Origin of the sequence: Bifidobacterium panos, assembly GCF_012932445.1 — a bacterium.
Lineage (GTDB): Bacteria > Actinomycetota > Actinomycetes > Actinomycetales > Bifidobacteriaceae > Bifidobacterium > Bifidobacterium panos.
In genome coordinates, this window is record NZ_JAAIIJ010000028.1 from 23,375 (window position 1) to 36,645 (window position 13,271).

Consider the following 13,271-nt stretch of genomic DNA (forward strand, 5'->3'; position numbering starts at 1 on the left):
GCGAGCCAGCTTCACAGTCGGCGGATTCCTCCAGCGAGTCTGAGGAATCCGTGTCCGATGCGGACGCCGGTGAGACTGACGGCACCACCGATGAACAGCAGGCCTCCAACACGTCTGCCGCGAAGTCGAAGGCCGCCAGCCTTTCCAAGGACAGCAGCCTGTCCTGACCATAATTGCTTCCCCCGCGCCGTTCCACCTATCCGTGCGGCGCGGGGGATTTCCACACCCATACGGATAGGGGATTCGGATAGGAGCAGTCATGGCTGACAAAAACACAAGCAAGAACATCGACAACGAACCCGAGGAGAGCGTCGGATTCCCGCAGACATGGGACGAACTCAAGGCGGTGGACGGCTACGCGGATCTGCCCGACATGGTTCAGGCCAACGAGTTCACGCCGTCGCAGAGCATCCTGTTCTCGGTGGCGAGCGGGCGGGTCACCGCCCGATGGCAGAAACTCATCGACATGGGCGCGTTCGCAGGCGACGGGAAGTACGACGAGGAGGAGGCCATGATGCTCATGGCCGAAGGCGTCGAATACGCGAACTCGTTCTTCGAGACAATCGCCGACGACAAGAAGACTTACGACGAATGGCTGAAGGGGCGCACGGTAGGCGACCTGTTCGGCATCTTCCTCGTTCTGGTCAGATTCTACGGGGATCAGCTGGGAAAATCCGCCGCCTCGAAACTGCATTAAAACAATGCCGTATCGAGGTCGTATGCGATTTCCGCAGGTTCTACCAGATGAACCTGCCCGACGACCTGAAACGGTACGGGCCGTCGTTCCTGTGCGACCTGCTGGACGGGTTGGAGGCGGTGAGCGGCAGCCTGTACCGCGCATGGATGATGGAGCACGAGCCGCCCGCCCGGGAAGGCTCCACGGACGGACGCTCCACGCTGCGTCTGGACTGGTTGGGATACGACCAGGACTCCATGCTGGTCATGGACATCGGCAACACGCTTGAGGCGATCCGCACGATGCTCGCCAGCTACATGGGCGGCAGGAAAGCCAAGCCCAATCTCATCCTCCCGCCCGGAGCGCCGGAGGAGAACACCCCCGATTCGCCCCGCAAGGTGGACGGCAAGGGGGTGAACCTGACCGATTACATGCGTCAGGTGCAGGCCATGTTCTCAGGTCGAGGCCTGTCATCCTGACCACAACACCCCCTTCCGGCAGGCGGGGGGTTGTTTTTCCGTATCAGCCCCGTTCCGGCCATCCGCATGGCCGGTTTCGGGGCGTTTCCCTTGGAGGGGGTTGCCCGATGGCCGAAGGCTTGTATTCCGCCGGCGCGGTAGGCGTCGACATCAAACCCGTCACCGACAAGTTCTTCGCGGAATTGAACGCGAAACTCGCCAGATTGAAGAGCGAGGAAATCGAGATTCCCGTGAACCTCGACCCCGACGACGCTTTGGCGAAGAGCACACTGCGCGAATGGCAGAACCGCGACGCCGATGTCGAGATCAAGTTCCACGCCGACGATTCGCAGATCCGCAATCTCGTCAAACAGTGGGACGGGAAGAAGCAGATCACCGCCGACTATGTGATCGATTCACGCAAGACCCTCGGCGAACTCGACCGCATCCAACGCGAACTGACGAAGACCAACGCCAAGGCCGATATGTACAAGGCGTGGGGCCGCAACCTCAAAGGCGTCACGCAGTACGACGACGCGGTGAGGAAAAGCGGCGAACTCACCCGCAAGCAGACCAGCCTGCTCAAGGACGAGATAGGCAAGCGCATCGACGTGCTGCGCGGCATGCAGGACACCCTGTACAAGACGAACCCTCTCGGGTCGGGCAGTCTGCTCGACATGAAGGCCGCGAACGCGCAGGTCTCCAACCTGCGCAAGCTCATGGACATGGTGGACAAGGATCCCGCCCGTGTGCGCGTCGAGCTTGCCAAAGAGGATTACGCCAAGACGATGGGCAACCTCGAGGCGATCATCCGCAAGAAAGCGAAGGTTGCCGAGGAGAACAACCGCGTCCGGCTCTATCTGGACGGTGCCGAACGCATCGAGGCGCGGCTCAGCAAGCTCGAACACACACGTCTGAGCATCCCCGCCGAAATCAAGCTCGAACAGGAATCATTGGCGAACCGCCTGCGCATGGCGGCGGAAAAGGTCAGGCTCGACCCGGACGCAAAGTACGAGGTCGAACTCGACATCGCCATGAAGTCCGCCGAGGAAAAGATCAAGCGGTTCCGTGAGAAGAACGACAAGCTCGACATGGACGTGGACTTGGAGACCGCCGCCGCCCGCGCCCATCTCGCGTACTTCACCCGCCCGCGCACCATCGACATCTTCGCCCGGTTCAAGGGAACCGACATGGGCAAGATCCTCAACGGCATGACATCCGGCTCCACCGGATTGAAGGGCGTGGAGAACAGTTTCAGCAATCTCGTGAACCTGTTCGACACGTTGGACAAGAAAGTGCCGCGCGTCGCGCTGGTCGGCACCATACTGTCCGATATCGGTGCCGGCGCGATCAACGTGGCCGGCACGGTCGGCGGTCTGGGCAAGAGCATCGTGAGCCTGTCCAAGGCCGCGTATGCCATGCCGGCAGCGTTGGGTGCCGCCGCCGCTGGATTCTACGGCCTGTATTCCGCAGTCAAGACCGCTTCGGCCAATTTCGACAAGTCGGGCACCATCTTCGACGGGTTGCAAAGCAAGGTCGGCAAGGCGTTCTGGGATGAGGCCAAGGCATCCATCCTGAACATGAGCGGCGCGCTCGGCGATGACTTCGTGGCCAATCTGGCGAAGGTCAGCGCCGAGGAAGGCAAGGTCGCGGCGGGCATGGCCGATATCGTCAGCCAGGCCGACGAGGGCCAGCGCATCAATGCGATGCTCACGTATTCGCGTGACGCGGTGACCAACCTGAACCCCGGCTTGCAGGCGCTTGTCCAGTCGATCACACGGTTGGGCAAGTCCGGCGGACAGTATCTGCCGCAGTTCACCCAGTGGGTCAGCGAGAACATGTCATGGTTCGCGGCATGGGCCGACGAAATGGAGCGGGATTCCTCCAAGATGGAATCCGCCATCATGGGCGTGAAGGAACAGTCCGGGTATCTGGGCAGTTCCATCGGCTCCCTGAAGGGCATCCTGTCCGGCGTGTTCGGCACGCTGGCGCAGAACCAGAACGGCATCCAGAAGTTCAGCGAGGAATTGGCGAAAGCCGACCGCGCCGTGCATACGGTCGCGTTCCAGGATACGTTGAACGCCTGGGTCACGGGCGCGCATAACGCCCAACTGGGCATGCGCGATTCGTTCAAGGCCATCGGCACCAGCGCGAACGAGATGCGTTCCGACGTGAGCGAGGTGTTCTCGAACTTCGGGACCCTGACCGGCAACGTCGTGGCGAACATCAGCAAGCTCGCGTCCGGCACGTCCGGCGGCATCCGTGATTTCTCCGCGAACGTGCGCGACGGGTTCACGACGATGACCTCCGCGCTGGCGCAGGCCTCCCCGATGTTCAGCTCGCTGATCAGCATGGCCGGCCAGCTGACCAAGACGTTCGGCGGCACGTTCGCCAACACGTTGAAAGCCGTGTCCCCGACGATCCAGGCGATAGCGTCCGTCACGAACACGCTGTCCCAGGCGTTCTCGAAACTGCCCGCTTCGGTGCAGGGGATGCTTGGCCTGTGGGTGACGTTCGGACGCGCCGGGCGTTCCGCATGGACCGCGCTCAAGACCGGCGCTTTGGAAAACATACAAAGCACCATGCGCTACCAGAACACGATGCGCCAGCTCGGCGTCACCGTCGATGGCACCAAGATAAAGATCACCCAGCTCGTGGCCGCCATGGCGCAACTGGAACGCAACAGCAAGCTCGCTTCCGCGACCGGCAACAGCATGGCCTACGGGAACATGGCCGGCCTGTTCACCGGTTCCGTGGCAAGCATGAACCAGATGGCCTCCGCAAGCGAGAAGGCCGCAACGTCCGTCGCCAAGACCGGCACCCAGGCGCGTCTTGCCGCCGAGGGAGCCGTGCTGCTTGGAACGAACACCGTCACCGCCGCGAAGGGCTTGGGCGGTGTTTCCTCCAGCGTGCAGCCCGCGACGAGTGCGTTGGGCAAGTTGAAGACGTTCGCCACCAATGCGGGAACCACCATGCTCGGCATGTTCGGCGGCCCCGCGGGCATCGCCCTGACAGCCGGCCTCGCCGTCGCCGGTACGGCGTTCAGCGCCTACCAGCAGCACGTGTCCAACGCGCAGTCGCGGGTGGAGGGATTCAACGAGGCCGCGAAGGCAACCCCGATGTCCCTGTCCGCCCAAGCCAAGAGCCTGGACGAACTACAGAATCGCCTTGACAACTTCGGCACGAAGGTCAAGGAGAATCTTGAAAGCTCCCGTGACGGGTGGGACAAGTTCTGGAATGGCGGAACTGATATCGACAAAACTTCCGATGCCGTGAAGAAACTCGGATTGAACACCGACGAGGTATCCAAGATAGTTGCCGGTTCTTCCAAGGAGTACGACAACCTGCTCGACAGTTTGCAGAAAACGCAAAATAGCTCCTCCAATCCTCACTGGTTGAGCGAAGAGCAGAGCGCCGCCAGTGTCCTGTCCGGCAAGTTGAAGGAATACCGTAAAGAGCAGATCAAGACCTTGCAGACGATTGCTGATGGTCAGGGCAAGCGTTCGGACTATGTGCAATCCCTGCTCGACGAGGGCGAGGATCTTTCCTCGGTTTCCGCTGGCCTGCTGACCGCTTCCGAACAGTCGGAGCGTTTGACTTCGGTGAAGTCGAAGCTCGCGTCGCTGGTCAGCGACGAGCAGAGCGCGAACATTCGCGCGACCGCCGCCGCGTCCAGCTACTACAAGACGTTGGATCAGGTCAGGTCAAGCCTGGAAAACGTGAACGAGCTGCACGAGCAGGGGCAGCAGGTTTGGGATGCGACGGCGAAGAACTTCGATTTCACGACCGAGGCCGGGCGCACCGCTTCCGATGCGTTGACCTCGCTGGCGTCAAGCTCGAACGATTACCTGACCGCGATGATCGCGCAGGGCAAGAGCACTTCCGAGGTGATCGCCAAGCAGAAGGAACTGTCCGCGAACTTCGATGACGCCGCGCGCACCGCCGGCGTCGCGGAGGATGCCGTCAGCGGGTTGAACTCAAGCCTGTTGATGACACCGAAGGAAATCGAGGTTCAGGTCAGCGCCCAGACGTTGCAAGCCCAGCAGAACCTTGCCGATGTGGTCGAATCAATGGCTTTCCTCTTTCCCGACAAAGGACGCAAGGCGACCAAGGAATTGCTGTTGCAGTCCATTTGGTCGGGCAAGACCGATGCGACGCAATTGCAGAACATCGTCCGGCAGCTCTCCGATAAGAAACATCAGGTCGCGTTTACCGCCGATGGGACGCCCGTCGTCCTGACGGTTGACGAACTGGAGAAGAAGGCCCACCAACTGTCCGACGGCACATGGCAGATGAACCTTACCGTGAACGACCAGGCATCGCAGGTGTTCGACAGTGTGAATCTGAAAGCCAGCGCGCTTGAGGACGGCAAGACCGTTCAAATCAAGGGCGACAACACCGATCTGATGAACAAGATAGCCCAGGCCACCGGCGCGACGATCGACACGAAAACCGGCATGCTGACGTTGAACAGCGACCAGTACATGGTCGCGTTGGCGTTGGCGAACGGCGCGACGATCGACACGAAAACCGGCAAGCTGGTCTGTGACAACAGCGAGTTCTGGCAGAAGTTCGCGGAAACCCAAGGCTGGACCATCGACACCAAGACGGGTTACATCATCGGCAATAACGGTCAGGCTCTGGCCTCCATCAACGAAGTCAACTCGTCTTCGGTCGGAGACAAGAACTTCAGCGTGAACGCCAATGGTGCCTCCGCCGCCGTAGGCGAACTCAGCCTTTTGCAGCGGATGCAGATTGCGGATAAGAGCTTCACCATTACCGCCAACTACACCTCCACCGGCGAACATGTCCAATTGGGAACGTTAACGAAAGCGGATGGCGGTCGTATCTACGGGCCGGGCACCGGCACGTCCGATTCGATCCCGGCATGGGTGTCGAACGGCGAGGCGGTGTTGCGAGCCTCCTCGTTGAAGAAGCTGGACGCCAAGTACGGCAAGGGCTTCTTCGACTATCTGAACACGCATGGCGACCTGCCGGAGAAGTATCGCAGCCGCATGGCCGGAGCGGGGAAGGTGGCCGGTTCGGCCTACCGTCAACGTTCCATGCGGTACGCGACCGGTGGTCGAGTGCAGGCGTTGAAGGATTCATGGGACATCGTGGTGAACCCGAATGTCACCCTTGGTGCCAATGCGGGGACGACGGTCAACCAGACGTTCAACACGAAGATCGTCAGGAGCAGCCAAGACCTGTACGAGGCCGCGCCGATCCTGCACCGTAACGCATTGGCCGAGGCAAGGAGGTACAGGTGACGGTATTCCCTGAACTGGTGGAACTGTCCGCAGACGGTTTGAAGGTCACGTTCGATGGCGGCAACGCCGACCCGAGCAAGGATGTGCTGTATATCGCGCCGGAAGGCGTCGAGGGCTGGTACGACATGCCGGACGACAAGACCACGATGACCGAACGAGGACAGGGCGACGGGTCGCATGACATCCCCGTCGCCGACATCATGTATTCGGCGCGGGTGGTGACCTTGCATTTCATCGTCGGCGCTCATGACCGTCAGGGTGTGGTCAGACTGCTGACGCAGATTCGACGGGTTTGCGCCCACCGCAAGGTCAAGTTCCTGCTGCGCGACGCGGGCTATGCCTGCTACGTCACCGGTCGGGCGATACTGAAATCGTCCGGCAGGTACGGCGATGACGGCTGGCTTGAGGACAACACATTGACGGTCACCTGCGAACGGCCCGAGATCCTGTCCGACAGCACGCTGCGGTTCCAGTTGCATCCCGCGTCCGCTGGCGATAACGGTTTGCGCTACGGTGACGGCAAGCTTGGCCTGCAGTATCCGTTGACGTATGGTAAGGCGGCCACGGATGCTCGCAATGTGGGCACGATTCGCAATGACGGGACTTCGCGCGCCTATCCGGTGTTCACGGTCAGCGGGTCGTTCAGTTACGTGTCGCTGATGTTCCCGGGCACGACGTTGAGTCTGGTTTACAGCCAGCCGGTCGGCGCGACGCCGTTGGTGTTGGATTGCCGGTCGCGCACGGCCACGATGGGCGGGTTGGACGTTTCCCGGAACCTGCGTTCGCGCGGCTTCCCGACGGTGCCGGCTGGTGGTTCGTTGTCGGTGAATTTGCAATCCGCTGGGAGTGGTTGGGTGACCGTGACCAGTCATAACACGTACATGTAAAGGAGAAAAGAATCATGACTACTGCTTTGGGTATCGCGCCGGATTCGGCGGGCAAGGGCGTTGATCCGTTGACGCATCGCAAGGTTTTGCAGTCGCATTGGGCTTCCGTGGGCATCGTGACGGGTTTGGGTGTGAGCGGGCGTTCCGACCTGAAGTACAATGTCGCCGCCGGTGTGGCGGTGTGCAGCAGGGGCAGCGCCGACGGGTATACGGAGGCGTATTTCGGTGGCGGGGCGACGGCGGCTGTGTCTGCTGGTGATCCGTCGAACCCGCGTGTGGACAGGATTTGGATCAAGGCGCGTGATCTGACGCAGGGAGATGCGGACAATCAGGTGGTGATCGGTGTGACGCAGGGCACGCCTTCGGCGTCGCCGGTCGCGCCGTCCACTCCTGCCGGGTGTGTGCGCCTGCTGGACATGACGCTGCCGGCGGGGGCGACCTCGACGCAGAAGGCGACCCCGCCGCACAGCGCGGACTATGCGATTCCCTACGGGGTGAGCGTGGGCGTGCTGGCTACCGCGAACGTGAACCAGCAGTACGAGATCCCGGAGGACAAGCAGTGGAAGAAGCGCGTGAGCGTGAGGTTCACCGTGCAGACCGACCGCACGGTGAACATCAAGTGGAAGGCGCGCGCGTCGTGCGGTTCGGACAACAGCAACATGGCCTCCTATTTCGTGCAGCTGCGTGTGGACGGCTCGGTCATCAATTCGGGCGTGAACCTGGCGTCCTCGTGGATTCAGGGAGCTTTCGACGAGATCGGGGTTTTGCGTTTCGCGGAGACCAAGGGCATCGATTACGATGTGATCGCCAACAGGGGCACGCATACCGCCGAGGTGTACGTGCTGGGCAATCCCGCCGCGAACACGGCCCCCGTGACCTTGTACGGCATCCAGAACCTGACCGTGACCGACCGGGGCGTGTTCCGATGACGTGGCGTGGTTTCCTGTACGACACGATCAGCGGCCAGTTGGCGCAGGAGATCGATGTCCCGTCGTTCACATGGAGCATGACGGTTTCGGATAGTTCGTTCTCGACGACGAAGGACAAGGGCGTGGGCGAGGACGAGGTGGGCGGCCTTGAGCTGCCGTGGTCGCAGATTCCGGGGACGACCCCGGCCGCGAAGGCCTCGTCGTTGATGTGCGGCAAGCGCGGGCTGATCATGTTCTGGAAGTCCGCGCGCGACGATGCGTCGAGCCTGGGCACGCCCGTGGTGGGCGGCCCGTTCGGCGTGCGCTCGTCCACGCCGCTTGACGTGAGCGTGCCGGTCGATTCGATGATGAGCATGCTGGCGAACCGCTTCCTGGCGCACGAGGGCAGGTTCGGCACGGGCGGCGACCATACCGCCCAGGCGTCGTATGCATGGAAGGGCATGTCGTTGCGCGGGATCGCGTGCGAGGTGATCCGCCAGTGCACGTCGTGCAAGCCGGGCGGCCAGCTGCCCATCGACCTGCCCTATCTGGGCGAGAAGGGTTCGCATGAGCGGACGGACTGGCAGGATTGGGACGTGCAGAACCAGTCGTGCAAGGACCTGCTGACGAAGCTGGCGAACGTGCAGGGCGGCCCGGACATGCAGTTCCGCCCGTACTTGGCGGATTCGCAGCATGTGCGCTGGCGGTTCGAGGCCGGCAGCGACGGCGACGTGTTCCTAGGTCAGAAGACCGTGCACGCATTGGAATACCATCCGCAGGGCGGCACGTTGGAGAACCTGACCGTGGACCGCATGGCACCCGTGCAGAGGGTGTACGCGACCGGCAGCGGGTCGGACAAGGCGACCCTGTGCTATCTGGCCGAGGACATGGCGCTCACGCGGGTGAACGACCCGTGGCCCTTGTACGAGACCACGTACTCCGATTCGGACGTGAAGAATTACGCCGTGCTGAAAAGCCACGCGCATTCGCGCCTCGAGGCGAACAGCCGACCGTTGATGCAGGTGACGGGCGAGATCGACGCGGACGACGTGGACGCGAGCGGCATGCCGTTGCACCCGTTGGGCGGGTTCTGGCCGGGCGAGGTGTTCAAGGTCTCCATCGTCGGCTTCCCGGACCTGCCGAACAACGTGTACCGGCTGCGGTTGATGAAGATGAGCGGCGACGAGACCAGCAAGGTCAAGCTCGTCTTCGATATTTGCGAGGACCCCGTCTACTAGCGGCGGGGTTGTTTTTTTAAGGAGGGACAGTCATGGCTACTCATGGCGAGATCAACCCGTCCACGGCGGACCTGATATTGGGCACGGCCACGACCGCTTTGGACACGGCGCGCGGGTTGCAGACGAGGCGCACCGGCAGCGCGTGGTATGACAACGCGGACGGCGGCCTGGTCATCGGCGGCGACGCGACCTACGGCATCGACAAGGTGGACGCGAACGGGACCCACTCGCCCTTCGTGGAGGTCTCCCAGGCGGACCTGGACAACAGCGCGGCCAATATCCTCGCGCAGGCCAAGGCGGACACGGCGGCGCAGATCACGCTGGTCAACAACAACCTGACGCAGACCAACCAGACCATCATCGACAACAAGGACGCGCAGGACGCGATCAACCGGCAGCAGGCCGAGACGAACAAGCAGGTCGAGGCGAACAAGACGGCGCTCGCGCAGGCGGACAAGGATTTGGCCGACGCCAAGAAGCAGGTCGAGGCGAACAAGACGGCGCTCGCGCAGGCGGACAAGGATTTGGCCGACGCCAAGAAACAGGTCGAGGCGAACACGGAAAAGGTCGCCGGCGTGCAGGAGCAGACCGATAAGGCGTATGAGGCGGCGAACATGGCGCAGAAGACCGCCGACGGGCGCAACCGCATCTTCCGCCAGCCCGACGAACCCGACCACGAGGGGCTGGCGGTCGGCGATCTCTGGTATCGCACCGCGCCGTACTGGACGCGGTGGGCGGACGGCCCGCATACGAGCGCTTCGCTGCTGGCCGACTTCTACACGAAATGGGTTGGCAAACCGTACAAGAGCGCGAGCGAACTGGTGCCGGTCTCCTCGCGCGTCGTGCAGGTGCTGATGTGGGATGGCACGCGGTTCAACGAGTTCAACCTGGTCGCCGGCAACATCATCGCGTCCGGCACGATCACGGGCGGCCTGATCGCGGCCCAATCGATCGTGGCCGGCAACCTCGCGGCGGGCTGCGTGAACGCGGACAAGCTGCTGGCCGGGTCGGTCACGTCCGACAAGATCGTGGCGAACGCGATTGTGGCGGACAAGCTCGCGGCCAAGTCCGTGAACGCGGACAAGATCGCGGCGAACGCGGTCACGTCCGACAAGATCGTGGCGAACGCGATCACCGCCGACAAGCTCGCGGCCAAGTCCGTGAACGCCGACAAGATCGCGGCGAACGCGATCACCGCCGACAAGATCAACGCGACCGCGTTGTACGGCAAGACCATCCAGGGCGGGGTCTTCCGCACGTCCAACGGACGGCTGGTCGTCAACGACACGGGCATCGCCCTGTACGGGTCGGACGGCAAGGCGACGATGACGGCGCTCACCTCCGACGGGAGCCTGACGCTCAAGGGGCCGGTCATGTCCGGCGGCACGATCAGCGGCACGACCGTCACGGGCGGCACGATACAAACCTCCAGCACGGCGAGCCGTGGCGTGAAGATCACCAGCGGCGGCGTCGTCGCCTACGGGTCGGACGGCAAAGCGAACACCACCATCGAGGCCAGTACGGGCACGTTGCGCACCACCGGGTCGGTCCTGTCGAACGGCACCCTGAGCGCCATGAACATCACGGGCGGCACAATCACCGGCGCGACCGTCCAAACCACAAGCAGCCAAAAGTCCGGGATCAAAATGAACAGTTCGGCGTTCACGGCCTACAACAAGTCGGGCAGCACGACGTTCCGAATCGACGCGACCACCGGTGCCGTCAGCATGATGGGCGACCTCACCTCCGGCAGCACGGTCAAGGGCGCGGCCATCGAATCCACCGGCATCATCCAAAGCAACAAAAGCTCGGCTGGTTACGCCGGCATGTATGTCGTGTCGGGCGGCAACTGGACGAACGGATGGCGCAACATCAACAATTATCTGGTGAACTGCTCGCACACGCGGGACATTATGGCGGCCGCGCGAGGCGGAATGCTCTGCTTCCGGGGACGAGTCGCATTGGACAATCAGGACAATCTCGGCGACCAGCGGATCATCGACGGGACCAAATGGTATTCGGATGGTGCCAGCGGTGGGTTGGAAACCGGCAATACGTTCATCAGCACGGTGAATGACGACCGCGACTGGCCCGTGGCCGCGAAGTTCACCGACACGAACACCGTCGGATACGTCATCGCGTACGTCGAGGCGAACTCGCGCGATGTCAAAATCTACAATCCGCAACGCAAGAAGAACATCATGTGGGTCGATCTGAACGCGTTGATGATCCCGATGGAATGAAAGGAGCCGATTATGGCCGACGGAAACGAAACCGCCCGGATTGAAACGGGCACGAACGAAACGGGGGGCGGGGAATGATAGCGACGAATCTGGGATGGCTCGGCGAGGTCGTCGCGCCAGACGAGGTGACGATCGACATGCATTCCGACCGCAGGACGGTCGGTGTCGTTTCGGCTAAGACAGACGGTTATGCGGTGGTCGGCCAGCCGGGCTTGACGGCTGGCGAGTATGTGATGGTTTGCACGTTGAGCGCCAATTGGGGGAGCGGGTTCAGCGAGAACCGCGTCCTAACCGTCATGAACAACAACACTGTGCTGGCGTCCGCCGATTATGACGGGTTGAAAACCTACGTGCTGCCGTTCACTGTTCCAGCCGGCGTTTCCTCCGTGGAAGTGCGGCTACACGCCCCGTCAAACAGCCAACCGTGCGAGTGGACGAAGTACGGCGTGTTCACCAAGGCCGACTTCCAACTGCTTCAGGACACCTACGGGCTGGACTGGTTCGACGGCGATACCGACAACAACGGCACGGACCCGAACGCGGGCGGCGACATCGCCACGAGCACGGTCGCCGGAATGGTCAAACCCGGCGCGCACATGACGGTCGCGACCGACGGCACGCTCACCTACACGCCGCCCGTCGCCACCAGCAGCGCGACCGGCGTGGTCAAGCCCGGCACGGGGCTGAAGGTGGCCGGAGACGGCACGCTCACGCCCACCGTGGCGACAAGCACGCTCGCCGGTGTGGTCAAGCCCGGCTCGGGTTTTCAGGTCGCGGCTGACGGCACCCTGACTTATCGGGGGCTGCCGGTCTTCTACGAGGCCACTCAGGGCGCTTTGACCAGTCCGCCCGTGACCCCGTGCATCATCATGGGGCCGGCCACGGGCGTCGTCTACGAGGACGGGCAGTAAGGAGGAAGGAATGAGCAGGACGACAATCACTCCGATTGACACCGGCTGGGTGGCGCTCACGCCGTCCACAGCAGTGTCCAGCCTGACTGGTTGGGCGCGGCAGGTCGGCAACGTGGTGGAAATCAACGTGGAAAAGCTCACGCCGGCCAGCTCGGTCGCCGCGAACACCGAAATCACCATCGCCACCCTGCCGGCCAGCATCAGCCGACCGAAGCTCTACCGGCGCGCATAATGCGCGACGGACGGCTTCGGCGGCTCGAACTTCACGATATTGCGCGTGAATGGTGACCGGACGATCACGCTGAAACGCGCGCTGGCGTATACCGGCGAGGTCAGCTTCAACGTTTCCGGCACCTATCTCGCCGCCTGACGATTCTCCGACAAAGGAGGAACCATGGCCTCAAGGTCATACACGCCGACCGCGTGGAAGAACGGCAGCGGCGGCGGCACGCCGATCACCGCCGCCGAACTCAACCGCATCGAGGCCGGCGTCTCGACGCTTTACCAAGACCTGCCGTCCTTCGTCATCCAGTCGAAGGACGCGGACACGGATATCAACGGCAACCAGATCACCACGCCCTGCCGCCTCATCGTCATCGATACCGACGGCAATTTCCAGGGCGAATACTACGACGACGGAAAGTGAGGGAGTATGAGAACCATCATCGATCAGCCGGTCG

10 protein-coding genes are annotated in these 13,271 nt (G+C 62.4%); all 10 read left to right on the forward strand.

The genetic code is table 11. The features are described from left to right. Nucleotides 1–259: 259 nt before the first annotated feature. The 10 genes from G1C94_RS07340 to G1C94_RS07385 all read left to right on the forward strand — a co-directional run bounded on the left by G1C94_RS07340 (nt 260) and on the right by G1C94_RS07385 (nt 13,237). A complete protein-coding gene (locus G1C94_RS07340; RefSeq protein ID WP_172147030.1) occupies nt 260–697 on the forward strand; it encodes a hypothetical protein in 438 nt (145 codons plus the stop codon). A gap of 47 nt (nt 698–744) precedes the next feature. Then, a complete protein-coding gene (locus G1C94_RS07345) occupies nt 745–1,155 on the forward strand; it encodes a hypothetical protein (protein ID WP_172147033.1) in 411 nt (136 codons plus the stop codon). Between the two features lie 107 nt (nt 1,156–1,262). After that, nucleotides 1,263–6,404 (forward strand): hypothetical protein, encoded by a 5,142-nt coding sequence (locus G1C94_RS07350; protein WP_172147036.1) that lies wholly within the window; start codon nt 1,263–1,265, stop codon nt 6,402–6,404. After that, nucleotides 6,401–7,291, forward strand: coding sequence for a hypothetical protein (locus tag G1C94_RS07355; RefSeq protein WP_172147038.1), 891 nt, complete (start codon nt 6,401–6,403; stop codon nt 7,289–7,291). The genes G1C94_RS07350 and G1C94_RS07355 overlap by 4 nt, the downstream gene beginning before the upstream one ends. 14 nt (nt 7,292–7,305) lie before the next feature. Next, on the forward strand, nt 7,306–8,220 hold the full coding sequence (locus G1C94_RS07695; RefSeq protein ID WP_216656942.1) for a hypothetical protein: 915 nt from the start codon (nt 7,306–7,308) through the stop codon (nt 8,218–8,220). After that, the gene (locus G1C94_RS07365; RefSeq protein WP_172147040.1) at nt 8,217–9,437 is read left to right on the forward strand and encodes a hypothetical protein; all 1,221 of its coding nucleotides are present in this window, start codon (nt 8,217–8,219) and stop codon (nt 9,435–9,437) included. The genes G1C94_RS07695 and G1C94_RS07365 overlap by 4 nt, the downstream gene beginning before the upstream one ends. Nucleotides 9,438–9,469: 32 nt before the next feature. After that, nucleotides 9,470–11,680 (forward strand): hypothetical protein, encoded by a 2,211-nt coding sequence (locus G1C94_RS07370; protein WP_172147042.1) that lies wholly within the window; start codon nt 9,470–9,472, stop codon nt 11,678–11,680. A gap of 74 nt (nt 11,681–11,754) precedes the next feature. Beyond that, complete coding sequence (locus G1C94_RS07375) at nt 11,755–12,591, forward strand: hypothetical protein (RefSeq protein WP_172147044.1); 837 nt, start codon at nt 11,755–11,757, stop codon at nt 12,589–12,591. Nucleotides 12,592–12,601: 10 nt separating this feature from the next. Next, the gene (locus G1C94_RS07380) at nt 12,602–12,823 is read left to right on the forward strand and encodes a hypothetical protein (RefSeq protein ID WP_172147045.1); all 222 of its coding nucleotides are present in this window, start codon (nt 12,602–12,604) and stop codon (nt 12,821–12,823) included. Between the two features lie 162 nt (nt 12,824–12,985). Continuing rightward, the gene (locus G1C94_RS07385) at nt 12,986–13,237 is read left to right on the forward strand and encodes a hypothetical protein (protein WP_172147046.1); all 252 of its coding nucleotides are present in this window, start codon (nt 12,986–12,988) and stop codon (nt 13,235–13,237) included. The last annotated feature ends 34 nt before the right edge of the window (nt 13,238–13,271 follow it).

Coding starts and splice junctions, on each gene's coding strand:
- G1C94_RS07350 (WP_172147036.1), top strand. CDS start 1,263: ATGGCCGAAGGCTTGTATTCCGCCGGCGCGGTAGGCGTCGACATCAAA.
- G1C94_RS07345 (WP_172147033.1), top strand. CDS start 745: ATGAACCTGCCCGACGACCTGAAACGGTACGGGCCGTCGTTCCTGTGC.
- G1C94_RS07340 (WP_172147030.1), top strand. CDS start 260: ATGGCTGACAAAAACACAAGCAAGAACATCGACAACGAACCCGAGGAG.
- G1C94_RS07695 (WP_216656942.1), top strand. CDS start 7,306: ATGACTACTGCTTTGGGTATCGCGCCGGATTCGGCGGGCAAGGGCGTT.
- G1C94_RS07370 (WP_172147042.1), top strand. CDS start 9,470: ATGGCTACTCATGGCGAGATCAACCCGTCCACGGCGGACCTGATATTG.
- G1C94_RS07385 (WP_172147046.1), top strand. CDS start 12,986: ATGGCCTCAAGGTCATACACGCCGACCGCGTGGAAGAACGGCAGCGGC.
- G1C94_RS07375 (WP_172147044.1), top strand. CDS start 11,755: ATGATAGCGACGAATCTGGGATGGCTCGGCGAGGTCGTCGCGCCAGAC.
- G1C94_RS07380 (WP_172147045.1), top strand. CDS start 12,602: ATGAGCAGGACGACAATCACTCCGATTGACACCGGCTGGGTGGCGCTC.
- G1C94_RS07365 (WP_172147040.1), top strand. CDS start 8,217: ATGACGTGGCGTGGTTTCCTGTACGACACGATCAGCGGCCAGTTGGCG.